The sequence below is a fragment of the Kluyvera genomosp. 2 genome, assembly GCF_036759865.1.
GTDB classification, from domain to species: Bacteria; Pseudomonadota; Gammaproteobacteria; order Enterobacterales; family Enterobacteriaceae; genus Kluyvera; species Kluyvera ascorbata_B.
Window position 1 is genome coordinate 230544 of sequence record NZ_JAPKIA010000007.1, and the last position, 22213, is coordinate 252756.

Below are 22213 nucleotides of genomic sequence, written 5' to 3' on the forward strand. Positions count from 1 at the left end.
TTTTTCCGGCGAAATGTAGATCCATATCATGAGGAATACAATGGACGTCAGTCGCAGAAAGTTTTTTAAAATCTGCGCGGGCGGTATGGCCGGGACGACGGCAGCGGCATTAGGGTTTGCTCCTAAAATGGCGCTGGCACAGGCGCGTAATTTCAAATTACTGCGCGCCAAAGAAGTTCGTAATACCTGCACATACTGCTCCGTGGGTTGTGGGCTGTTAATGTACAGCCTGGGCGATGGGGCCAAAAACGCCCGAGAGTCGATTTATCACATCGAAGGTGACCCGGATCATCCGGTTAGCCGCGGCGCGCTGTGCCCGAAAGGCGCCGGGCTGCTCGACTACGTACACAGTGAAAACCGCCTGCGTTATCCGGAATACCGTGCGCCGGGTTCGGATAAATGGCAGCGTATTTCGTGGAATGAAGCCTTCGAGCGTATCGCAAAGCTGATGAAGGCCGACCGCGACGCCAACTTCATTGAGAAGAATGAGCAGGGCGTAACGGTAAACCGCTGGCTTTCTACCGGGATGCTGTGTGCATCTGCGGCAAGTAATGAAACCGGCATGCTGACGCAAAAATTTGTGCGCTCCCTCGGCATGCTGGCGGTAGACAACCAGGCGCGCGTCTGACACGGACCAACGGTAGCAAGTCTTGCTCCAACATTTGGTCGCGGTGCGATGACTAACCACTGGGTTGATATCAAAAACGCTAACGTCGTGATGGTGATGGGCGGTAACGCCGCAGAAGCCCACCCGGTCGGTTTCCGCTGGGCGATGGAAGCGAAGAACAACAACGATGCGACGCTGATCGTCGTCGACCCGCGCTTTACGCGTACGGCGTCGGTGGCTGATATCTACGCGCCGATCCGTTCCGGCACCGACATTACCTTCCTGTCGGGCGTACTGCTGTACCTGATCGAAAACAATAAGATCAACGCCGAATACGTGAAGCACTATACCAATGCCAGCCTGCTGGTACGGGACGATTTCACGTTCGAAGACGGTTTGTTCAGCGGCTACGACGCCGAAAAACGCCAGTACGATAAATCGTCCTGGAACTATCAGTTCGACGAAAACGGCTATGCCAAACGTGATGAAACGCTCAGCCACCCGCGCTGCGTGTGGAACCTGCTGAAACAGCACGTTTCCCGCTATACGCCGGATGTGGTGGAAAACATCTGCGGTACGCCAAAAGCCGACTTCCTGAAAGTGTGTGATGTGCTGGCCTCTACCAGCGCGGCCGATCGTACGACCACCTTCCTGTATGCGCTGGGCTGGACTCAGCATACCGTGGGTGCGCAGAACATCCGTACTATGGCGATGATTCAGCTGCTGTTAGGCAACATGGGGATGGCCGGCGGCGGCGTCAATGCGCTACGCGGTCACTCAAATATTCAGGGGTTAACCGACTTAGGCCTGCTGTCGACCAGCCTGCCAGGCTATCTGACGCTGCCGTCGGATAAACACACCTCGTTGCAAACCTATCTGGAGGCGAATACGCCGAAGGCGACGCTGCCGGACCAGGTCAACTACTGGGGCAATTATCCGAAGTTTTACGTCAGCCTGATGAAAGCGTTTTACGGCGATGCGGCGACGAAAGAGAACGACTGGGGCTTTAACTGGCTGCCGAAATGGGACCAGGCCTATGACGTTATCAAGTACTTCAACATGATGGATAACGGCAAAGTCACCGGCTACATCTGCCAGGGCTTTAACCCGGTGGCCTCGTTCCCGGATAAAAACAAAGTCGTGCGCAGCTTAAGCAAGCTGAAGTACATGGTGGTTATCGATCCGCTGGTGACTGAGACGTCGACGTTCTGGCAAAACCACGGTGAGTCTAACGATGTCGATCCGTCGACGATTCAGACTGAAGTGTTCCGCCTGCCGTCCACCTGCTTTGCGGAAGAGGACGGCTCTATCGCCAACTCTGGACGCTGGCTGCAGTGGCACTGGAAAGGTCAGGAAGCGCCGGGTGAAGCACGTAATGACGGCGAAATTCTGGCCGGTATTTACCATCGTCTGCGCGAGATGTATCGCAACGAAGGCGGTAAAGGCGTTGAGCCGCTGCTGAAGATGGGCTGGAACTATAAACAGCCGGATCGTCCGGAGTCTGAAGAAGTCGCTAAAGAGAACAACGGCTATGCGCTGGCTGACCTGTATGACGCCAACGGAGTACTGGTGGCGAAGAAAGGCCAACTGCTCAATAGCTTTGCGCTGCTGCGCGATGATGGTACCACGGCATCGTCTTGTTGGATCTATAGCGGGAGCTGGACCGAACAGGGTAACCAGATGGCCAACCGCGATAACGCTGACCCGTCAGGGCTGGGCAATACGCTGGGTTGGGCATGGGCCTGGCCGCTGAACCGTCGCGTGCTGTATAACCGCGCCTCGGCGGACGTTAACGGTAAGCCGTGGGATCCAAAACGGATGCTGATTCAGTGGAACGGGACGAAATGGACGGGTAACGATATCCCGGACTTTAATACCGCGCCGCCGGGAAGCAAGACCAATCCGTTCATCATGCAACCGGAAGGGCTGGGTCGCCTGTTCGCCATCGATAAGCTGGCGGAAGGACCGTTCCCGGAACACTACGAGCCGATGGAAACGCCGCTGGGGACCAACCCGCTGCACCCGAACGTGATTTCCAGTCCGGTCGTGCGTCTGTACGAAGAGGATGCGGTTCGCCTCGGGAAGAAAGACAAGTTCCCGTACGTCGGCACGACCTATCGTCTGACCGAACATTTCCATACCTGGACCAAGCATGCGCGCCTCAATGCCATCGCGCAGCCGGAACAGTTTGTGGAAATCAGTGAAGGGCTGGCGAAAGCCAAGGGAATTGCCAATGGCGATCGCGTGACCGTCAGCAGCCAGCGTGGTTTTATTCGCGCCGTGGCGGTGGTGACGCGTCGTCTGCAAACGCTCAACGTTAACGGTCAGCAGGTGGAAACCGTCGGTATTCCGCTGCACTGGGGCTATGAAGGCGTGGCGCGGAAAGGCTATATCGCCAACACCCTGACGCCAAACGTAGGCGATTCCAACTCGCAGACGCCGGAATACAAGGCGTTCCTGGTTAACATCGAGAAAGCGTAAGGAGCGTTTAGATGGCAATGGAAACACAAGACATTATCAAACGCTCGGCAACCAATCCGATTACCCCCGCGCCACGTGCGCGGGATTATAAGGAAGAAGTGGCCAAGCTGATTGATGTCTCCTCCTGCGTGGGCTGTAAAGCCTGCCAGGTGGCCTGCTCAGAATGGAACGATATTCGTGACGAAGTGGGGCACTGTGTCGGCGTTTACGACAACCCGGCGGACCTGAGCGCCAAGTCCTGGACGGTAATGCGTTTTAGCGAAACCGAACAGAACGGCAAGCTCGAGTGGCTGATTCGTAAAGACGGCTGTATGCACTGTGAGGACCCGGGCTGCCTGAAGGCGTGTCCGTCTGCCGGTGCCATTATTCAGTACGCTAACGGTATCGTCGACTTCCAGCAGGATAATTGTATCGGCTGCGGCTACTGCATCGCCGGGTGTCCATTTAATATTCCGCGCCTCAATAAAGAGGATAACCGCGTGTATAAATGCACCCTCTGCGTAGACCGCGTCAGCGTGGGGCAAGAACCGGCCTGTGTCAAAACCTGCCCGACGGGTGCGATTCATTTCGGCACCAAGAAAGAGATGCTGGACGTGGCACAGGAGCGGGTCGATAAGCTTAAAAAACGCGGCTATCCTCATGCCGGTATTTACAATCCGGAGGGTGTGGGGGGGACGCACGTGATGTATGTGCTGCATCACGCGGATCAGCCTGAGCTGTATCATAAGCTGCCGAAGGATCCGGCGATTGATACCAGCATCAACCTCTGGAAGGGCGCGCTGAAGCCGCTGTCGGCCGCCGGCTTTATCGCGACGTTTGCCGGGCTGATTTATCACTACATCGGTATTGGCCCGAACAAAGAAGTTGACGATGACGAAGAGGAGGATGGCCATGAGTAAGTCGAAAATGATTGTGCGCACGAAGTTTATCGATCGCGCCTGTCACTGGACGGTGGTTATCTGTTTCTTCCTGGTGGCCGTTTCGGGAATTTCGTTCTTCTTCCCGACGCTGCAGTGGCTGACCGAAACATTCGGGACGCCGCAAATGGGGCGTATTCTGCACCCGTTTTTTGGCGTGCTGATTTTCGTGGTGCTGATGTTTATGTTCGCGCGTTTCGTACACCATAACATTCCGGATAAGCAGGATATTCCGTGGGTGCGGGGGATTGTAGAAGTACTGAAGGGCAACGAGCATAAAGTCGCGCGCGTCGGTAAATATAACGCCGGGCAAAAGATGATGTTCTGGACCATCATGAGTATGATTTTCGTGCTGCTGGTGACCGGGGTGATTATCTGGCGACCGTACTTTGCCCCTTATTTCCCGATTCAGGTTATCCGTTATGCGCTGTTGATTCATGCGACCTCGGCCATTATTCTGATCCACGCGATCCTTATCCATATGTATATGGCATTCTGGGTCAAAGGATCGATTAAAGGCATGATTGAAGGTAAAGTCAGCCGTCGCTGGGCGCAGAAGCACCATCCGCGCTGGTATCGTGACGTCGAGCGGGAAGAGGCGAAGAAAGAGAGTATGGAAGGGATGAAGTAGCTTCTTTTCGTCAGGTGAAGAGCGGTTTAGTGTTTCCTCAATAGGAAATATTAAGCCGCTTTTTTTATAGGCGGTATTCGGTATTGATGATTAATGCGTCAAACGCTGCGATGACATTCGTGCGAGAGGCAAGTTGCAAATGAAGTGCCGTGTATTCAGCTTATTTATCCCCTGAGCGGGTTAAAAGGCCATGCCTTTAAAAGAACGCTTCCAGAAAAGCGTATGGCGTTACATTTATCGACATTTTAGCGATCGTCGCACCATTCACGCTGTATTTATGGATAAATCCATCGTTATGCCTTTTTATCTGGTTTGCGTCTGTCCTATGCCTGATAATGCCATCCAGCAAACTCAACATAAACAAGTGATTAGAGGGATGAAAAAGACAATTTTCGCGCTGGCGCTTGGCACTTTTGGCCTGGGGATGGCTGAATTTGGCATTATGGGCGTGCTGCCCGAGCTGGCGCACGATGTCGGGATCTCGATCCCGGCAGCGGGGAATATGATCTCGTGGTATGCCTTTGGCGTGGTGATCGGTGCGCCGATTATTGCGCTGTTCTCAACGCGGTTTTCCCTGAAATCCATCATGCTGCTGCTGGCGGCGCTGTGTATTCTCGGTAACATCATTTTTACCGTCTCCTCTAGCTACGTTATGCTGGCGTTCGGGCGGCTGGTGTCGGGATTTCCGCACGGCGCGTTCTTTGGCGTCGGGGCGATTATTCTGTCGAAAATTGCCCCCCGGGGGCGGGTAACGGCCGCGGTGGCGGGCATGATTGCCGGGATGACGGTGGCGAACCTGGTGGGGGTGCCCGCGGGGACCTGGTTGGGGCATCAGTTTAGCTGGCGCTATCGTTCCTGGCCATGTCTTCTTTACTGATTTACGCCCGCTATCAACAGCGTCAGGCGTTAGCGGCTGGTGGCTAAGCAATAAGCCTCTCCCCGGCGGGGAGAGGCACTAAGCATTAATGGCGTAAATCGATGACCATACGGCCGCGAATCTGGCCTTGCTCCATTTCTTTGAAAATAGCGTTGATGTCGTTTAACGGACGCAGCGCCACTTTCGGTACCACTTTACCTTCGGCGGCAAACTGGAAGGCTTCGGTCAGATCCTGACGTGTGCCGACCAGGGAACCTACCACTTCAATACCGTCCAGCACCAGGCGCGGAATATCCAGGCTCATGGCTTCCGGCGGCAGGCCAACGGCGACTACGCGGCCACCGGCGCGAACGGCATCAACCGCGGAGTTAAACGCCGCTTTGGCGACTGCGGTAACCACGGCTGCGTGCGCACCGCCGGTTTTTTCCTGCACAATTTTCGCGGCGTCTTCGCTGCGTGAGTTGATGGTCAGGTCAGCGCCCATTTCTGCCGCCAGCTTCAGCTGTTCGTCGTTAACGTCCAGTGCGATCACTTTGGCATTAAAGACGTTTTTCGCGTACTGCAGCGCCAGGTTACCCAGGCCGCCCAGGCCGTAGATAGCAATCCACTGGCCCGGTTTGATGTGCGAAACTTTGACCGCTTTATAGGTGGTGACACCCGCGCAGGTGATGCTGCTGGCCTCGGCAGAGCCCAGGCCGTCCGGTACTTTTACCGAATAGTCTGCGGTGACGATGCACTCTTCAGCCATACCGCCATCGACGGTGTAGCCAGCGTTTTTCACCGAGCGACACAGCGTCTCATTACCGGAATTACAGTATTCACAATGGCCGCAGCCTTCAAAGAACCAGGCAACGCTGGCACGATCGCCCACTTTCAGCGAGGTCACGCCCGGGCCGATTTCTTTCACAATACCAATTCCTTCGTGGCCGAGGATCACCCCGGTCTTATCGCCGAAATCGCCGTTTTTTACGTGCAGATCGGTATGACAGACCCCACAGCATTCCATGGATAACAGCGCTTCACCGTGCTGCAGCGGACGCAGTTTCTTATCGGTGACGTTTACCTGATGGTCATGAGTGACGACAGCAGCCTTCATATCCTACTCCTGGTTAATTTGTAATCGACAATAATACTCATTAATGATTAGCCATCCATGGGCAAAACGCAAGGCGCGAACAGGGAAAAATCTGGTGGGTTTTCATATTGATACAGTCGGATATTGCTGCTTTATTCAGCGAGTGGTTACCCGGTAGACAGTGGTAAACACTTTTGTCTGGCTTATAAATGGCGTGCCCTGCACGGGATGAATGATGCCCGACGCCGAAACAAGCTGGCGTCGGGCATGGGGTTACGCTAATTGCGCGTGTATTTTTGCGATCTCCTCACGCCACTGTTCCTGATGCTGCGGCTTCTGATGTTTGGGTTTACGGGCAACATCGTCGGCCAACAGTTGCTCAAGGGTGATTAAGCGTTCCAGCAGCGCATCGTCACTCAGGGCTTCATGGGTAGCGGGAGGACGCGTTGGCAGAGGAGAACGGTGGCTCGCTGTGTCTCTTATCTGCGCGTACACCGCGTCGGCATCCGGCCATTCGCTCAGCCCGCGTTCGTCAATCAGCCAGAAGCGGTTGCAGCTTTGGCTAATCAGCTGGCGGTCGTGGCTGACCAGCAGCAGGCCGCCGGGATAGTCGCGAATGGTTTGCGCCAGCGCGTCTTTCCCTTCGATATCCAGATGGTTGGTCGGTTCATCGAGCAACAGCAGGCTGTAGCGGGCAAGCGACAGGCCAATAAACAGCAGGCGAGAACGCTCACCGCCGCTGAGCGTACTGACTTTTTGCCCGTGCCGCGCCCAGCCAAAACCCGCTGAAATTAACGCGCGCTTGCGGATTTCCGCTGACGGTTCGAACGATTCCAGCGCGTCGAGCAGCGTGGCATCATCGGCCAACTGCTGAAGCGTTTGATCGTAATAACCGGGATGCAGTCGGGGATGCAGCTTTAGCCCGGCGTCGGGCGTTTGCTGCTGCATTTGCCGCCACAGCAGGCGCAACAACGAGGATTTACCGCCGCCGTTACGCCCCATGATGGCGACCCGATCGCCGCTTTGCAGTCGGGTTGTCGACGTGGTAAACAGCGGCGGCAGCCCTGCGGCTGGCGCAACGGGGAGGCTATCCATTTCCAGCAGCCGATCCGCACGTACGGCATCGCCATGCAGCGCGAGCCGCCAGGGCGTACCGGTAGTCAGCTCGGTTTGTGACGATTTAAGCCGCGTGACCTGTTTCTCCATCTGTTTGGCTTTGCGCGAGAGATCTTCGTTGTCGTATACCCGACCCCAAATCGCCAGCCGTTTGGCACTGGCGGCAACCCGGTCGATCTCCTTTTGCTCGGCCTTGTGGCGCAGCGCATCGCTTTCATCCTGTTCTGCCAGCGCCTGGCGGGCGGCGGAACAGGGCAGAGAGAAGGCGTGCAGGGTGTTATCGCGCAGTATCCAACTGGTGTTGGTTACCGCATCCAGCAGCGGGTTATCGTGGGAAACCAGGATAAAACTCCCGCTCCAGCCGTTCAGGAACGTTTCCAGCCACAGCAGCGTGGGGAGATCGAGATGGTTACCCGGTTCATCCAGCAGCAGTAAATCCGGCTGGCGAATCAGTGCGCGCGCCAGCAAAAGACGCGTGTGCTGTCCGCCGCTTAGGGTTGCCGCAGGATGGTCAATTTCGGTGACGGTGAATCCCATCTCAACCAGCAAACGCTCCGCCTGCCAGCGCTCGCTTTCGCGCATGGCGACAGGTAATTGCGCCAGCACGGCCTGAATCAACGACTGCGAGAGCAGCGCGTCGGGAAGATGCTGTTCCACGCGCGCCATCAGGCAGCTGGCTGCGAGTGATACGCTACCGGAAGTGGGCGATACTGAGCCGTCAAGCACCTGTAATAAGGTACTTTTCCCGCAGCCGTTATAGCCAATCAGACCGATGCGGTCGCCTTTCTTCAGGGTGAAGGTGAGTGCGTCGAAAAGCGGGCCGAATGCCGTCTCAACGTGAAGAGATTGTGCAGTTAGTAAAGTGCTCATTTGCTTACTCAAGTGTTACAGGCATGAAAATGCCTCGTCAAACATCGCTGACGATAACCTGGTAAGCCCGAGGGAAGGGATTAAGAGTTGATGTCTTCGCTCAAGCAGAAGTTATCGCAGCACGATACCGATAACGCTTGAGCAGGTACGATCACCAAATGTATGTGAAACATTGAAAATTTCACAGTACAGCATAATTAACCTCCTTTTGATGTTGTTAGATTGAACGGTAAAAGCAGTCTAGCCGCAGCATGCGTTTTATGCTACTTAAAAAAACATTAGTTACAACATACATATTATTGCTTCTCAATGAATGACACATCAGCATCGTGCATATTGAACACGTCAAACAGCAAAAAGGGGAAATCCCGGCGTCACTATGCTCAGCCGGGATGAGAGAGGAGATTAAATTGAGGTGCGACGATAGCTGCGATACTCCGGCAGCCAGAAGTTCTCATCGATCGCTTCCTGCAGCGCATCGGCGGACGTGTTGGTCGCCACGCCCTGTTGCTGAGCCATTTTACCGACCGCAAATGCAATTGCGCGAGACACCTTATGAATGTCCTTCAGCTCGGGCAGCACCAGTCCTTCGCCCTGGGTGGCAAGCGGCGAGTGCTTGGCCAGCGTTTCGCTTGCCGACATCAGCATCTCGTCGGTAATGCGTGAGGCGCCAGAGGCGATCACGCCTAAACCTATGCCCGGGAAGATATAGGAGTTATTGCACTGCGCAATAGGGTATACGGTATCTTTCCAGGTCACCGGCGCAAACGGGCTACCGGTGGCAACCAGCGCCTGACCATCGGTCCAGCTAATAATATCCTGCGGCGTGGCTTCAACGCGTGAGGTTGGGTTAGACAGCGGCATCACGATCGGGCGCGGGCAGTGTTTGTGCATTTCACGGATAATTTCTTCCGTAAACAGCCCGGTCTGACCAGACACGCCGATCAGAATATTCGGCTTCACGTTGCGCACGACGTCAAGCAGCGAGATCTGCCCATTGTCGTGCTGCCAGTCCTGAATTTTTTCCTGTTTTTGTACCAGCTTATTCTGGAACGCCAGCAGGTTTGGCATCTGGTCCGTCAACAGACCAAAACGGTCAACCATAAAGACGCGGCTACGCGCCTGTTCTTCGCTCAACCCTTCGCGCTGCATCTGCGAAATAATCTGCTCTGCAATGCCGCAACCGGCGGAACCGGCACCGAGGAAGACAATTTTTTGTTCGTTAAGCTGGCTACCGGCGGCGCGGCTTGCAGCAATCAGCGTACCTACGGTGACTGCCGCAGTGCCCTGAATATCATCATTAAAGCAGCAGATCTCATCGCGATAGCGGTTGAGTAGCGGCATCGCATTTTTTTGCGCAAAATCTTCAAACTGCAGCAGCACGTTTGGCCAGCGTTGTTTAACGGCCTGAATAAAGTCGTCAACGAACTGATAGTATTCATCGTCGCTGATGCGCGGGTTACGGCAGCCCATATACAGCGGGTCATTCAGCAACTGCTGGTTGTTGGTCCCCACATCCAGCACGACAGGCAGGGTGTATGCCGGGCTGATACCGCCGCAGGCGGTGTACAGGGACAGCTTGCCGATTGGAATCCCCATGCCGCCAATCCCCTGGTCACCCAGGCCAAGGATGCGTTCACCGTCGGTCACCACGATCACTTTAATGTTGTGGTTGGGGACGTTTTGCAGAATATCGTCCATGTTGTGACGGTTCTGGTAGGAGATGAACACGCCGCGGGAGCGACGATAGATCTCAGAGAAACGTTCACAGGCCGCGCCTACGGTAGGGGTGTAGATGACGGGCATCATCTCGTCGAGATGATTTTCGACCAGACGATAAAAGAGCGTTTCGTTGGTGTCCTGAATGTTGCGCAGGTAGATATGCTTGTCGATTTCAGTTTTGAAACCCTGATATTGGATCCAGGCACGCTCGGCCTGCTCCTCAATGCTTTCAACCACTTCAGGCAGTAGCCCTAACAGGTTAAAATTGCTGCGTTCTTCCATACTGAACGCGCTGCCTTTATTGAGCAGCGGAAATTCCAACAGAACCGGTCCTGCATAGGGGATATACAGGGAACGATTTTTCTTACCTGGTAACATCTGACTTCACTCCGTAATTTTCACTCCACACCAGCGGCGGGCCAGATTATAGAGCAAGCTTTAACATGATGGTGACAAATTGAGGGAAAGGGCACAAAAAAGCGGGGGGATGGTGATAACTTCAGCAATCAGACTACGTATAGGCGCTCAAAGAATCCAAAATTCAATATATGTAAACCACTGTAACTATATTGTTTTATGATTGTTTCACGGTGAAATCAAATGTATTTTCAATTCATAATTTCCACATTAAAACAAAGGAATAGTATGAAGAAGATAACTTATGCCCTTGGTTCACTGCTTCTTATATCTGGGTCCGCATTGGCTTCAACCGCGCCCGCATCTGATTGTGTGAAAGTCGACAAAACACAGATTGAAGGATTATTTGACCGCTGGAATGACTCCCTGAAAACCGGGGATGCTAAAAAGGTGGCCGAAGGCTATCTTAGCGATGCCGTTTTATTACCTACCGTATCGAATCAGGTTCGCCTGACGGATGCCGAGCGCGTGGATTACTTTGAGCATTTCCTGGCAAAGAAACCCGTCGGCAAGATTGATACCCGTACTATTCGCCTGGGCTGCAATAAAGCCATTGATACGGGAACATATACCTTTACTTTTGCCGACAAAACGCAGGTGTCAGCCCGTTACACGTTTACCTACGCATGGGATGGTAGCGACTGGAAAATCTCCAGCCACCATTCATCAGCAATGCCGGAAGGCTAGGTTATTCACGGGCCTGCAGGGCCCGTTGTTTTTATGTGACACTGTCACAATATTCCATCATCAATGAGAACGCTAGCAAACTCTCTTATCGCGCCTCAAACATAATGGTATCGGTAGTGAAGCTGCCGTCATCCTCAATGGCAAAATGCGCGTGCACCTCCTGAGAAACCCGGCTTTGCAGATAGCGGATTGCTTCCACAATATTGTCGGGCGTTTTCATTCGCGCCACCCAGGACGAAAACTCCAGGCGCAGCGTATCGCCCACCAGTTTTTCGACCATCAGGCCCCGACTATTGACCATGGCCAGCCATTCTCCCTGCGAATAGTTACGAATGTGCGAAGGATCGCGCAGCATTTCAATCGTCTGCAGCCAGATGTCGAGAATCGCTTTTCCCGGTGATGCGATATCCATCATGATAAAACGGCCGCCAGGCTTCAGAACGCGGCGAATTTCCATCAATGCCGCCTGCATATCGTGCCAGTGGTGGGCGGAATAGCGGCTGATGACGATATCAAAATGCCGATCGGCAAACGGCAGGGCTTCAGCAGGCCCTTGGGCACAGACGATATTGTGCAAGCCGCGCGTTTCCGCTTCCTGGGCGACGACTGCCAGCATGCCATCAGACAGATCGTAGGCGGTCACCTGCGCAACCAAAGGGGCGGCGGTGAAGCTCGCGTGCCCGGCGCCGCAGCCTACATCCAGCAGATTGGCGTCGCCGGCATTGGCTAACCATTCTGCCAGGCGGCGTAAATCCGCGCCCTGCGCATGGACGTTGCTTTGCAAATAGGCAGCAGCCTGACCGCCAAACTGTGCTTTAACTAATGCTTCATGATGATTGCTCATACCCGACTTCCTCATTGTTATGTTGTTGTTAAAATGGACTATACGCCCGGATTAATACGGGTACAATATTGCTACTTATACTGGTATATCGAGTCACTACCATGGACAAAAGCGGGCTGACAGGGCCACAAGCATTGGGCGCTTTCTTGCGCGTTAAGCGCGAGAATACGTCCCCGGAACGATTAGGTATTCCCATCCTTTCTCGTCGAAGGACCCAAGGGTTACGTCGTGAAGAGGTGGCGCAAATGAGCGGCATCAGCACCACCTGGTATACCTGGCTAGAGCAAGGGCGCGACGTGACCGTTTCGGCACAGACGCTTTCAGGCATTGCGAACGCCCTTCAGCTCAATTCCGCAGAGCGTGAATATCTTTTCCTGCTCGCGCACAAAAGCGATCCGCTAAGTGAACAGGTACCGGCGGTAGAGCAAACCATCTTATCAACCGTTCATCAGGTTGCTGCGCCGTGTTACTTATTAGATCTCACCTGGCAGGTATTGTCCTGGAATAGCGGGGCGCAGGCGCTGTTTAGCGGCTGGCTGGATACCGATCCCGCGCCTAATATGATGATGTTTATGTTTCATAACCCGCTGGCGCGTACCCTGGTGGATAACTGGGAGGCACGCGCACGGCGAATCGTCGCCGAGCTGCGCGCCGACGCTATTCATTATCCTAACGACAGCGCCCTGAACGCGTTTGTACAACAGATGACCGACAACAGCCGCGATTTTCGCGAATTCTGGGCGCAACAGCAGGTTATTGTGCGAGAAGGGGGAGAACGGATATTTCACCACACCGGACAGGGCGATGTGACTTATCGCCAACTGAGCTGGCAGTTGTCCAGTAATCGGGCGCTAAAAATGATTATGTTGGTTCCTGAATGCCTCAATAAGTGACGTTGTCACCTAGTCGCGACTATTCTGTAAACAGGCGCATAAAGCAGCGGCGCAGCCAAATGTTAGCGGCGTCCTGGTGTACGTGGCTGTGCCAGAACAGGTTAATCTGGATGCCGGGGAGCGCGTAAGGCAGCGGGCGAATGGCCAACCCGAAGCGCTGCGCCGTTTGCAGCGCCAGCTTCTCGGTCACCGTAACAATAAAGTCGGTTTCGCTCAGGATGTAGGGGATCGCCATAAAATGCGGTACGCACAGCAGGCTTTGATCGCTGATTCCCGCTTTGGCGAAAAGTTCGAAGATCCGCTTATGCCCTGAATCCTGGGCCATCACTTTAATGTGCTGGGCTGCTCGAAACGCCGCCTCATCGAACGGGACGGCGCTTAGAGGATGATCTTTACGCATCAGGCAGACATAGCGTTGGTCGAACAACCGGCGCTGATAAAACCCCGCTTCCAGCTGCGGCAATAGGCCGATCGCCAGATCTACGCCACCGTTTTCCATCTCTATTTTCAGCGGCACCGCGGTGTCGCGCACGGTGGTGATACGGACTCCCGGCGCCTCTTTACTCAGCAGATTCATTAACCTGGGCAGCAGGTAAATTTCACCCAGGTCGGTCATCGCCACGCGAAACTCGCGCTGGCTCTCCCACGGCGTGAAGGTATTGCGATAGCTCAGCGTCTTTTCCAGCGCGCTCAGAACATCATCCACATCACCGGCAATGGCCTCGGCATAGGGCGTAGGGCGCATACCGCGCGACGCTTTTTCAAATAATTCATCGTCCAGCATGACGCGTAAACGTTTTAGCGCATGGCTAACGGATGGCTGAGTCAGCCCCATAATCTCCGCCACGCGCCCGGTATGACGTTCAGTGTACATATGGCGAAAGAGCACCAGCAGGTTGAGATCCACTTCGTGTAAACGTGACATAGATATCGTTATCAATCCGATTAATAACCGCGATAAACCACACGGCATATCTCACTGAGATGTTTTTTTATACGCTTCATTAACAAAATAACAACATTTAAGGGAAGGAACTGTGATGCATGTGGACTTCACTACGGTCAACCGGCAGGTCACCGTGACGCCGGGCAGTAACCTGCTGGATGTGTTACGTGAACATCAAATTGCTATTTCCTACAGCTGTATGGCCGGGCGCTGCCAGACCTGCCGTTGTACCGTACTGCGCGGCAACGTTGAGCAAACGCTGCCGGAGGACGCTCCGGAAATGGCTGCCGGCGAAGTATTGGCCTGCTGTACGACGTTACATTCAGATTGTGCTATTGCGCTGCCGCCGACCGATGAAATTGTGGTGCACCCGGCACGGACGTTAAAAACAACGGTGAGCGAATTTTCGCCCCTGTGCCATGACGTATGGCGGCTGCGTCTGAAACCGGCCAAAGCCTTTAGCTGGTCTGCCGGGCAGTTCGTCAGGCTGACCTTTCCCGGGGGCGGCCAGCGCAGCTACTCCATGGCCGGCAGCCCGCAGGACGATGAGCTGGAGTTTCATATTCGCATTGTTGCAGATGGCCGGGTGACGCCAGGGCTGAGTCAAACGCTAATGCCGGGTACCATGATTAAGCTGAACGGCCCTTTGGGCGCCAGCTGGCTGCGACAAAAACATCCCGGGCCAATCCTTTGCGTTGCCGGTGGTACCGGTCTGGCGCCACAGTTGTCGATTATTCGCTCGGCGTTGGCCGCCGGGATGAAGAATCCCATTCACCTCTATTACGGTTGCCGCTGGGCTGCCGATTTGTACGGTACCGAACAGCTGGAGGCGCTGGCCAATGCATACCCTCATTTCCGCTATCAGATAGTGCTAAGCCAGGAGACACCAACCGAAACCATACGCACCGGGCGTCTGCCCGCCGCGGTTGCGCAGGATCTGCCGACGCTGAAGGGCTGGAAGGTTTACCCGGCAGGGCCACCGGCGATGGTTGAAGCCATGACCCTGCAGGCTCGTGCGCTAGGTGCCCGCGCCGAAGATATTCACGCCGATGCGTTTTATTACCAACCGTAATGTCGTTACCCGGATAGATAACTAAAAGGAGTCACTATGAACTTCACCTCTGAACCCAATAGCAATTTACTCTGGCCAGACGATGGGACCAGCCGTATTCCTTACTGGGCCTATACCCGCGACGATATTTACCAGCGCGAGCTCGACAAGATTTTCTACGGAAAACACTGGTGCTATGTGGCGCTGGAAGCCGAGATCCCAGAGCCTGGTGATTTTGTGCGCAGCGTCATCGGCGAACGTTCGGTGATCGCGGTACGTAATCAACAGGGGGAAATTAATGTGGTTGAAAACGTCTGCGCGCACCGTGGAATGCGCTTCTGCCGTGAAAAATCGGGCAACCGCAGCGATTTTGTCTGCCCGTATCATCAGTGGAATTACGACCTCAACGGTAACCTTCAGGGCGTGCCTTTCCGTCGCGGCGTGAAGCAGGACGGCAAAGTCAACGGTGGAATGCCCAAGGACTTTAACCCTGCGGAACACGGGCTGAAAAAGCTGAACGTCGCTTGCCACAATGGCGTCGTGTTTGCCTCTTTCTCGCCCGACGTCGAGCCGCTTGAGCAGTATCTGGGCCCGGATATCCTGGCATATTTTGAGCGCGTGTTTAGCGGTCGTCAGCTCAAGCTGCTGGGCTATAACCGCCAACGCATTCCAGGTAACTGGAAGCTGATGCAGGAAAACATTAAAGATCCGTACCACGCGGGCCTGCTGCACACCTGGTTTGTGACGTTTGGCCTGTGGCGTGCCGATAATCGTTCACAGCTGATTATGGACGATAAATACCGCCATGCGGCGATGATTAGCCGGAAAGGAAATGGCGGTAAAAGCGCGGTGACACAAGGAGTTAGCAGCTTTAAAGAGCAAATGCAGCTGAACGATGCCAGCTTCCTTGATGTGGTGGAGGAACCCTGGTGGAACGGCCCGACGGTGGTCATGATGACGCTATTTCCGAGCCTGGTTATTCAGCAAAACGTCAATTCGATGTCGGTACGCCATATTCAGCCGCGCGGGCCAAACGCCTTCGATTTTGTCTGGACTCACTTTGGTTTTGCTGACGATGACGAGGAGATGACCCAACGTCGTCTGAAACAGGCCAATCTGTTCGGCCCGGCCGGTTTCGTGTCGGCTGACGACGGCGAAGTCGTGGAGTTTTCTCAGCAGGGGTTCCATCACAATGACCATCGACGCACCCTTGCCGAGATGAACGGCACCGGCTATGAAAATAGCGATCATATGGTCTCGGAGAGCCTGATTCGCGGGATGTACCATTACTGGCGCGGCGTACTGGAGATTTAACATGATGATTAACAATGAAATCTGGCAACAGCTTGTGGCGCTGCAAACCGAGTACAGCGACGCCGTTGATCGCGCTGAGTGGGCAAAGTGGACGACGCTATTTACCGAAGACTGCTGCTATAAGGTGATCCCGCGGGAGAACTACGACCGCCAGCTGCCGCTTTGCACCATCAATCTTGAAAGCAAAGGTATGCTGAAAGACCGTATTTACGGCGTTGCCGAAACGCTTTTTCATGACCCTTACTACCAGCGCCACGTGGTGGGGTTACCGCATGTGATCTCGGTCGATGAACAAGGGATCGTAGCGCGGACCCACTATGCCGTCTTCCGTACCAAGCCGGATGGCCACAGCGAGGTCTTCAACGTGGGCTACTACCTCGATACGGTGGTTCGAACGGCGGAAGGGCTGCGCTTTGCCAGCCGCCTGTGCATTTTCGATAGCGAACTGGTACCTAACTCGCTGATCTATCCTATTTGAGGTGATGATATGTCTGATAACTGGATTTTTGCCGCCGAGCTGGCCGATCTGCCGGAAGACGATGTAATTGGCATCGCGATTAACGGTCGCGATATCGCGCTTTACCGTACCGATGAGGGCGTTTTTGCCAGCGATAATCAGTGTTCTCACGGCAATGCGCGCTTGAGCGACGGTTTTCTTGAAGACGGTGAAATTGAGTGCCCGCTGCATCAGGGCCGATTCTGCATTAAAACCGGTAAGGCAATGTGCAGCCCGTTAACTGAAGGTGTGGCTATTTACCCGGTACAGATCGACGGCGAGCAGGTTTATCTCCGCTTTGCCTGATGAAAAGGGCAGCCGAAGGCTGCCCTTTTAGTCACCCCTCTCTGGAAGGGCTAAACCGAGAGTTGTTCAACAACGTCGGCAACGCTGACAATCCGCTTAATGCCGCCAATCCCCGTACCTAATGAGATATAGCCTTCGTCAGTGTTGCCTTCCAGCATCCCGAGACGCAGTCCGCGCAAACCGCCCATTGCGCTGCCGATGTCTTCCTTCGTGGCACCGGCTTTATCCATGGCCACCAGTTTCTCGGTCAGTTTCCCCGGCAGCGAACGGTAGTAGTCGGGCAGGGTGCGGAACAGGCTAAGGTCCAGACCGTTGGCGGCGACGATTTTTTCTTTCACCGACAGCGGTACGCGGTTTTCTAGCGTGCTGATAAACACCGACCCGGCGAACACGCCTTCCGCGCCAAGCGCATGGGCGGCTTTGGCCGTGCGTTTATCCACAATCCCTCCCGCGGCGAGGACCGGCACGTGCTTCACGGCGTCGACAATCATCGGAACGACGGAGAATGTGCCCAGCGCAGTGCCCGGCAGAGTACCGCCTTCATCAAAGCCTGTGGCCACAATGATATCCGCCCCCGCACGTTCTGCCTCACGGCTATTCGCCGGCGTTGGGTTAATATCACGGTAGATAATGGCAATACCTGCGGCTTTTAATTCCTCAAACAACGCAGGAATAATGGCGCCTTCACCGTAGCCGGTATAAACCACGGCTTTTACCGCCTCTTCCTTCATCACTCGCAGAATACCGGGGGTCCAGATGTCGTTTTCTGCTGATGGAATCAGGTTAACGGCAAACGGTTTTTCCGTTAACGCCTTGGTTTTACGAATTTCTTCGCGCATTTTTTCTGCCGTTTCTTCAGGCGTCGACACCGCCGTTTCTGCCGTCAGGCCAGCGTTTGGGCCTAACACGCCCAGGCCGCCGGCGTTGCTAACGGCGGCAACGAAACGGGCATCGGTCAGCCAGGAAAGCGGGCCCTGGACAACGGGTTTTTCGATGCCGAGGATCTGAGTGATACGATTCGTTTTCATGATGCTATTTCCTCATTACAGCGCGAATTTGCTGGGATGCGGGCAGTGTAGAGAGGTTCATTGTTTAGAAAAATAGTGAAAAAAGTTCTTCACTGTTATTAAATAAATAACAATAATTCTTCGATTGCCGGGAAACGTGCATCATGCAGATGAATCTTTTTGAAAATATTAAGATTTTTATCGAAATTGTCGATTCAGGCAGCTTCACCCAGGCGGCGGAAAACCTGCAAATACACCGCCCGGCGGTGACCAAAGCGGTGCAGCAGCTCGAGCAGGGCAGCGGCGTACGGCTGCTACAGCGCACCACGCGACGTATTTATCTGACGCCGGAAGGTGAAGAATTTTATCGTCGCAGTAAACCGCTGCTGTCTCAGGCAGACGATCTGCTGGAGTCCTTTTCCCCGGATCGCCCGCTGCACGGCCAGCTGCGCGTAGATATGCCAATCGCATTTGCCCGCCTGGTGGTGGTGCCGCATCTGCGGGCGTTCTATGACGCGCATCCGGATCTGGAGATCGTACTCAGCAGTAGCGACATGCGTCGCGATATGCTGCGCGACGGCCTCGACTGCGTATTGCGCATGGGCGAGCTTGACGACGGCGACTACGTGGCCCGGCCGCTTGGCAACATCAACATGACCACCTGCGCCAGCCCGGATTATCTTGCGCGGTACGGCACGCCGACGTCGCTTGAGTCGTTGCGCCACCATCAGGGCGTTAACTGGTTTGTCAACAACAGCCGAGAAGTGGTGCCGTGGCGCTTCCAGACGGAGAAGGGCGTGGAGGAAATATATCTACCGGGCAAGCTGATCCTCGATAATTCCGAGGTCTATATTTCGGCAGGGCTTGCCGGGCTTGGCCTGCTTCAGGGAATGAACTTCTTCTTACAGCCGTACATAGACAGCGGTCAGTTAGTGGAAGTGCTGTCCGATAATCCATGTCCGGCGCGCAGGCTTTCGCTGCTTTATCCGCATCGGCATTTATCACACAAAGTCAGGGTGTTTGCGCAGTGGCTGGAAGGGCTGCTGGCGCAAATCCAGCAGCCGCGCGCTTAAAGCAGACCTTTTACCGCAAGGTGGTACAGCAGCATAATCGTTTTGCCATCGATAATATCACCGTTATCGATAGCGGCCAGCGCATCGTCAAAACGCATCTCTAGCACTTCAATATCTTCGCCTTCTGCTTCAATGCCGCCTCCGGCGCTGACCTTATTCTGGTCGGCATATTCAGCAACAAAGAAATGCAGTTTTTCCGTGACGGAGCCGGGGCTCATAAAGGCCTCAAAGACCTTTTGCACGTTGGTAAGACGGAACCCGGTTTCTTCTTCGGCTTCGGCTTTGATACGGCTTTCGGCATCCATATTATCCAGTAGCCCAGCGGCGCTCTCGATCAGATAGCCCGGATAGCCATTGACGAAGGTCGGAAAACGGAACTGCCGAGTAAGAATAACGGTGCGGCGCTCACGGTTATAGAGCAGGATCGTCGCACCGTTACCGCGATCGTAAACTTCACGGTTTTGCTGTTGCCATTCACCGTTTTGTCGCTGTAGGGCAAACGTATATTTCTTGAGTACATACCAATTGTCAGAGAGCGTATCGGTCTTGATAATGCGTATTTTTGCGGTTTTTTGCTGCACAATGATTTCTCCAGATTAGAAAACGCATCATATACGGCGCTTTCGTGCATATTCAAGATAATTCGTGCATTCCTGGCTTTAGGCATATTTCGTTATCTATCGAAGCATAAGGGCCGAACTCGACGCTACAGTGAGCACCTCACAACGCAAGGGGGTTGCTATGATTGCCGTACTGTTTGAAGCGCAGGCCGCTGCTGACCATCAGGCCCGCTACCTGGTGCTCGCCGCGGAATTGAATGCCGCACTGGCGCATATTCCCTGATTTATCGCCATTGAACGATTTCAAAGTCTCAGTCGTGAAGGGACTATCTTGTCACTTTCCTGGTGGGAAAGTGAGGCTTCGGTGCTCGAATGGAAGCGAAATGCTCTGCATCAGATGGCCCAGGAGGAGGGGAAACGGACGATCTTTTCCCACTACCGTATCCGGGTCGCACAGGTGATTCGTGAATATTCGTCTGATGAACGCGGGGGCTCGCATCATGTATGATATCCATGTCATTCTTCAATCTCGTCCGGGAGAGCTGGCGCGATTAGGTACGACGCTCGGCCTGCACGGCGTAGGGCTGGAAGGCGGTGGCGTGTTTACCGCAGGAGAAATTGCACATGCCCATTTTCTGGTCGCCGAAGGTGAACGGGCCAGACAAGTGCTCGTTGATGCCGGCATGACGGTTATCTGCGTAACCCGGCCATTAATTCGTCGCCTGAAGCAGGAGCGGCCCGGTGAGCTAGGTGAGATAGCGCGCGTGCTGGCCGACGCGGGCATCACGATCCTCGTGCAGTACAGCGATCATGATAACAGGCTGATTTTGCTGACCGATGATGATCCTCTGGCCGCCAGGCTGACCGATAAATGGAGCGTTAGATTACCGTGAAATCGCTTAACTCTTGCCCTGAATTTGACGACGGTGCGCAGCTGGAAAAAACCATAGCCAACATTGCGGCAGCCATGGCGGATCCTTCACGCGTGAGCATGCTCTGTGCGTTAATGGATGGGCGAGCGTGGACGGCGACTGAGCTGAGTACCGTTGCCGGGATTGCGCCATCCACGGCCAGCGCGCATCTGAATAAGCTGCTGAACGGTCAGCTTATTCTCTGCCTGGCTCAGGGGCGACATCGCTATTATCGGCTGGCCGGACGCGAAATCGCGTCTCTGCTGGAAACCCTGATGGGGGTATCGATGAAGGCAGTTCCACGCGCGAAGCCCACAACGCCGGTGCATTTGCGTAAAGCACGGACCTGTTACGATCATCTGGCCGGTGAAGTTGCCGTTAGTCTGTATGATTTTATGGTTGAAGAGGGCTGGTTTACGTCGGATAACGCATCATTGTCTGTCATCGGCTCTGCCAGACTCGCCGGGTTAGGCGCCGTCATCAGCGCGCGCTCATCGCGTAAACCGGTCTGTGCCTGTCTGGACTGGAGCGAACGACGGCCGCATCTTGGTGGTGAAGCCGGCGCGGCATTGCTAAAGGCGTTTACCCAACATGGGTGGATTGAACGAGTACCGGGTTACCGGGAAGTTCGTTTTACCGACGCCGGAAAAAGGGCGCTGAGAAAGCATTTCCGGGTTGACGCCTAAGCAGACAGAAAACGAACCTGATGTCTTCAGGTTCAGTTCACGACATCAGCGATTTTCGCGCAGCCACGGCGTAATGGTCACACCGGCTAATAAGCCTTCGGGACTGAGCAGACGCGTCACGGTTTGACCCCAGGGCTCGGTACGTTTTGCGACGAGCAGATGATATCCCTGAGCGCAAAGTGCATTGGTAGCAATATCAATATCCGCCACTTCAAATTCAATCCATGCCTGAGGAACGGGAATATCATCAGGCCAGAACGCCGTGCCAAAACAAGATTTCGCCGCCTGGGACAGTGGCCAAAGCGCAAAATGCTTAACACCATGCAGTGCATCTACATCCGTCAGCAGATAATCATCATTGCCATCCATGGACTTTAGCGGCAGGCCCAACGCGTTGATATAAAATGCTTTGCTGTCCTGAGTATCACGGGTAACAGGCCCAAAGCCGGCAACGAACATAACGTTAAGATTGGTGAGTTCTGGAACCATACTTCCTCCTGAAGATACAGTGAAGTATTTGAATGTATAGGGTTGCGACGGCCGACGCAACGGCGAGCTATGAAATGATCAGCGTAGGTGGAGCCTGCACAGGAGTAAGCGCTTTTAGAGCGCTATCAACGACCAGGACAATCATGACCACAAAACGTCGGATTCCATCTGACCCTACATTAGTGCGCATAATGTGTTGAACATGTTAAATGACTGCACGAAGTGCTGGCATTTAGC

The 22213-nt window shown here is 54.4% G+C and carries 20 protein-coding genes and 2 pseudogenes; 14 read left to right on the forward strand and 8 right to left on the reverse strand.

The annotated features are described in order from the left end of the window. The first annotated feature begins 40 nt into the window (after positions 1-40). The 4 genes and pseudogenes from fdnG to V6942_RS09905 all read left to right on the forward strand — a co-directional run. Positions 41-3088 (forward strand): formate dehydrogenase-N subunit alpha, encoded by a 3048-nt coding sequence (gene fdnG, locus V6942_RS09890; protein ID WP_333501189.1) that lies wholly within the window; start codon positions 41-43, stop codon positions 3086-3088. A gap of 11 nt (positions 3089-3099) precedes the next feature. Further along, positions 3100-3987, forward strand: coding sequence for a formate dehydrogenase subunit beta (gene fdxH / locus V6942_RS09895; protein ID WP_106927005.1), 888 nt, complete (start codon positions 3100-3102; stop codon positions 3985-3987). Then, complete coding sequence (gene fdnI, locus V6942_RS09900; protein ID WP_182967809.1) at positions 3980-4636, forward strand: formate dehydrogenase-N subunit gamma; 657 nt, start codon at positions 3980-3982, stop codon at positions 4634-4636. The genes fdxH and fdnI overlap by 8 nt, the downstream gene beginning before the upstream one ends. Before the next feature lie 376 nt (positions 4637-5012). Then, a pseudogene (locus V6942_RS09905) lies at positions 5013-5486 on the forward strand (MFS transporter); the annotation flags it as partial. 112 nt (positions 5487-5598) lie between these two features. On the opposite strand, the gene adhP reads toward V6942_RS09905, so the two are convergent. From adhP to V6942_RS09920, 3 genes are all read right to left on the reverse strand, one after another. After that, positions 5599-6609 (reverse strand): alcohol dehydrogenase AdhP, encoded by a 1011-nt coding sequence (adhP, locus tag V6942_RS09910; protein WP_106927009.1) that lies wholly within the window; start codon positions 6607-6609, stop codon positions 5599-5601. A gap of 252 nt (positions 6610-6861) precedes the next feature. After that, a complete protein-coding gene (locus V6942_RS09915) occupies positions 6862-8574 on the reverse strand; it encodes an ABC-F family ATP-binding cassette domain-containing protein (protein ID WP_333501190.1) in 1713 nt (570 codons plus the stop codon). A 405-nt stretch (positions 8575-8979) separates the two neighbouring features. After that, positions 8980-10674, reverse strand: coding sequence for an NAD-dependent malic enzyme (locus V6942_RS09920; RefSeq protein ID WP_333501191.1), 1695 nt, complete (start codon positions 10672-10674; stop codon positions 8980-8982). 267 nt (positions 10675-10941) lie between these two features. Here V6942_RS09920 and V6942_RS09925 point away from each other — a divergent pair, with 267 nt between their 5' ends. Beyond that, the gene (locus V6942_RS09925; protein ID WP_333501192.1) at positions 10942-11400 is read left to right on the forward strand and encodes an SgcJ/EcaC family oxidoreductase; all 459 of its coding nucleotides are present in this window, start codon (positions 10942-10944) and stop codon (positions 11398-11400) included. Between the two features lie 85 nt (positions 11401-11485). Here V6942_RS09925 and V6942_RS09930 read toward each other — a convergent pair whose 3' ends face one another. Beyond that, the gene (locus V6942_RS09930; protein WP_333501193.1) at positions 11486-12244 is read right to left on the reverse strand and encodes a class I SAM-dependent methyltransferase; all 759 of its coding nucleotides are present in this window, start codon (positions 12242-12244) and stop codon (positions 11486-11488) included. Positions 12245-12345: 101 nt separating this feature from the next. Between V6942_RS09930 and V6942_RS09935 the strand changes: the two genes are divergently transcribed. Continuing rightward, complete coding sequence (locus V6942_RS09935) at positions 12346-13137, forward strand: helix-turn-helix transcriptional regulator (protein ID WP_182967817.1); 792 nt, start codon at positions 12346-12348, stop codon at positions 13135-13137. A gap of 19 nt (positions 13138-13156) precedes the next feature. Here the strand turns inward: V6942_RS09935 and V6942_RS09940 are convergent, their stop codons facing one another. Continuing rightward, positions 13157-14062 (reverse strand): LysR family transcriptional regulator, encoded by a 906-nt coding sequence (locus tag V6942_RS09940; RefSeq protein ID WP_106927021.1) that lies wholly within the window; start codon positions 14060-14062, stop codon positions 13157-13159. A gap of 115 nt (positions 14063-14177) precedes the next feature. Between V6942_RS09940 and V6942_RS09945 the strand changes: the two genes are divergently transcribed. Genes V6942_RS09945 through V6942_RS09960 form a run of 4 tightly spaced genes read left to right on the forward strand, consistent with a single transcriptional unit; the run spans position 14178 to position 17250 of the window. Next, a complete protein-coding gene (locus V6942_RS09945) occupies positions 14178-15155 on the forward strand; it encodes a 2Fe-2S iron-sulfur cluster-binding protein (protein ID WP_106927023.1) in 978 nt (325 codons plus the stop codon). Between the two features lie 36 nt (positions 15156-15191). Next, a complete protein-coding gene (locus V6942_RS09950; RefSeq protein ID WP_106927025.1) occupies positions 15192-16448 on the forward strand; it encodes an aromatic ring-hydroxylating dioxygenase subunit alpha in 1257 nt (418 codons plus the stop codon). A gap of 1 nt (position 16449) precedes the next feature. Then, positions 16450-16926, forward strand: a complete 477-nt coding sequence (locus V6942_RS09955; RefSeq protein WP_223878933.1) for an aromatic-ring-hydroxylating dioxygenase subunit beta — start codon at positions 16450-16452, stop codon at positions 16924-16926. A 9-nt stretch (positions 16927-16935) separates the two neighbouring features. Further along, complete coding sequence (locus tag V6942_RS09960) at positions 16936-17250, forward strand: non-heme iron oxygenase ferredoxin subunit (RefSeq protein ID WP_106927027.1); 315 nt, start codon at positions 16936-16938, stop codon at positions 17248-17250. A 50-nt stretch (positions 17251-17300) separates the two neighbouring features. Here the strand turns inward: V6942_RS09960 and V6942_RS09965 are convergent, their stop codons facing one another. Continuing rightward, positions 17301-18278, reverse strand: coding sequence for an NAD(P)H-dependent flavin oxidoreductase (locus V6942_RS09965; RefSeq protein WP_182928920.1), 978 nt, complete (start codon positions 18276-18278; stop codon positions 17301-17303). Between the two features lie 149 nt (positions 18279-18427). On the opposite strand from V6942_RS09965, the gene V6942_RS09970 reads away from it, so the two are divergent. After that, complete coding sequence (locus V6942_RS09970) at positions 18428-19330, forward strand: LysR family transcriptional regulator (protein ID WP_181358001.1); 903 nt, start codon at positions 18428-18430, stop codon at positions 19328-19330. Here V6942_RS09970 and V6942_RS09975 read toward each other — a convergent pair. After that, positions 19327-19911, reverse strand: coding sequence for a GDP-mannose pyrophosphatase (locus tag V6942_RS09975; RefSeq protein ID WP_182928921.1), 585 nt, complete (start codon positions 19909-19911; stop codon positions 19327-19329). The two genes, V6942_RS09970 and V6942_RS09975, sit on opposite strands and share 4 nt — an antisense overlap. A 160-nt stretch (positions 19912-20071) precedes the next feature. On the opposite strand from V6942_RS09975, the pseudogene V6942_RS09980 reads away from it, so the two are divergent. From V6942_RS09980 to V6942_RS09990, 3 genes and pseudogenes are all read left to right on the forward strand, one after another. Next, positions 20072-20398 (forward strand): annotated as a pseudogene (locus V6942_RS09980) (antibiotic biosynthesis monooxygenase family protein). Then, positions 20391-20783: an amino acid-binding protein gene (locus tag V6942_RS09985; RefSeq protein ID WP_106927037.1), complete on the forward strand. Its 393-nt coding sequence runs from the start codon at positions 20391-20393 to the stop codon at positions 20781-20783. Before V6942_RS09980 ends, V6942_RS09985 begins: the two are co-directional and overlap by 8 nt. Then, positions 20780-21487, forward strand: a complete 708-nt coding sequence (locus tag V6942_RS09990) for an ArsR/SmtB family transcription factor (protein WP_420107844.1) — start codon at positions 20780-20782, stop codon at positions 21485-21487. Before V6942_RS09985 ends, V6942_RS09990 begins: the two co-directional genes overlap by 4 nt. Positions 21488-21532: 45 nt before the next feature. Here V6942_RS09990 and V6942_RS09995 read toward each other — a convergent pair whose 3' ends face one another. Next, the gene (locus V6942_RS09995; protein WP_182928923.1) at positions 21533-21976 is read right to left on the reverse strand and encodes a VOC family protein; all 444 of its coding nucleotides are present in this window, start codon (positions 21974-21976) and stop codon (positions 21533-21535) included. Positions 21977-22213 lie beyond the last annotated feature (237 nt).

What these genes read in the sequence shown, in the direction of transcription:
- V6942_RS09940 (WP_106927021.1), bottom strand. Translation starts at nt 14,062, where the DNA reads ATGTCACGTTTACACGAAGTGGATCTCAACCTGCTGGTGCTCTTTCGC.
- V6942_RS09955 (WP_223878933.1), top strand. Translation starts at nt 16,450, where the DNA reads ATGATGATTAACAATGAAATCTGGCAACAGCTTGTGGCGCTGCAAACC.
- V6942_RS09915 (WP_333501190.1), bottom strand. Translation starts at nt 8,574, where the DNA reads ATGAGCACTTTACTAACTGCACAATCTCTTCACGTTGAGACGGCATTC.
- V6942_RS09930 (WP_333501193.1), bottom strand. Translation starts at nt 12,244, where the DNA reads ATGAGCAATCATCATGAAGCATTAGTTAAAGCACAGTTTGGCGGTCAG.
- V6942_RS09965 (WP_182928920.1), bottom strand. Translation starts at nt 18,278, where the DNA reads ATGAAAACGAATCGTATCACTCAGATCCTCGGCATCGAAAAACCCGTT.
- fdnI (WP_182967809.1), top strand. Translation starts at nt 3,980, where the DNA reads ATGAGTAAGTCGAAAATGATTGTGCGCACGAAGTTTATCGATCGCGCC.
- V6942_RS09950 (WP_106927025.1), top strand. Translation starts at nt 15,192, where the DNA reads ATGAACTTCACCTCTGAACCCAATAGCAATTTACTCTGGCCAGACGAT.
- V6942_RS09970 (WP_181358001.1), top strand. Translation starts at nt 18,428, where the DNA reads ATGAATCTTTTTGAAAATATTAAGATTTTTATCGAAATTGTCGATTCA.
- V6942_RS09960 (WP_106927027.1), top strand. Translation starts at nt 16,936, where the DNA reads ATGTCTGATAACTGGATTTTTGCCGCCGAGCTGGCCGATCTGCCGGAA.
- V6942_RS09920 (WP_333501191.1), bottom strand. Translation starts at nt 10,674, where the DNA reads ATGTTACCAGGTAAGAAAAATCGTTCCCTGTATATCCCCTATGCAGGA.
- V6942_RS09935 (WP_182967817.1), top strand. Translation starts at nt 12,346, where the DNA reads ATGGACAAAAGCGGGCTGACAGGGCCACAAGCATTGGGCGCTTTCTTG.
- fdxH (WP_106927005.1), top strand. Translation starts at nt 3,100, where the DNA reads ATGGCAATGGAAACACAAGACATTATCAAACGCTCGGCAACCAATCCG.
- V6942_RS09995 (WP_182928923.1), bottom strand. Translation starts at nt 21,976, where the DNA reads ATGGTTCCAGAACTCACCAATCTTAACGTTATGTTCGTTGCCGGCTTT.
- adhP (WP_106927009.1), bottom strand. Translation starts at nt 6,609, where the DNA reads ATGAAGGCTGCTGTCGTCACTCATGACCATCAGGTAAACGTCACCGAT.
- V6942_RS09985 (WP_106927037.1), top strand. Translation starts at nt 20,391, where the DNA reads ATGTATGATATCCATGTCATTCTTCAATCTCGTCCGGGAGAGCTGGCG.
- V6942_RS09925 (WP_333501192.1), top strand. Translation starts at nt 10,942, where the DNA reads ATGAAGAAGATAACTTATGCCCTTGGTTCACTGCTTCTTATATCTGGG.
- V6942_RS09945 (WP_106927023.1), top strand. Translation starts at nt 14,178, where the DNA reads ATGCATGTGGACTTCACTACGGTCAACCGGCAGGTCACCGTGACGCCG.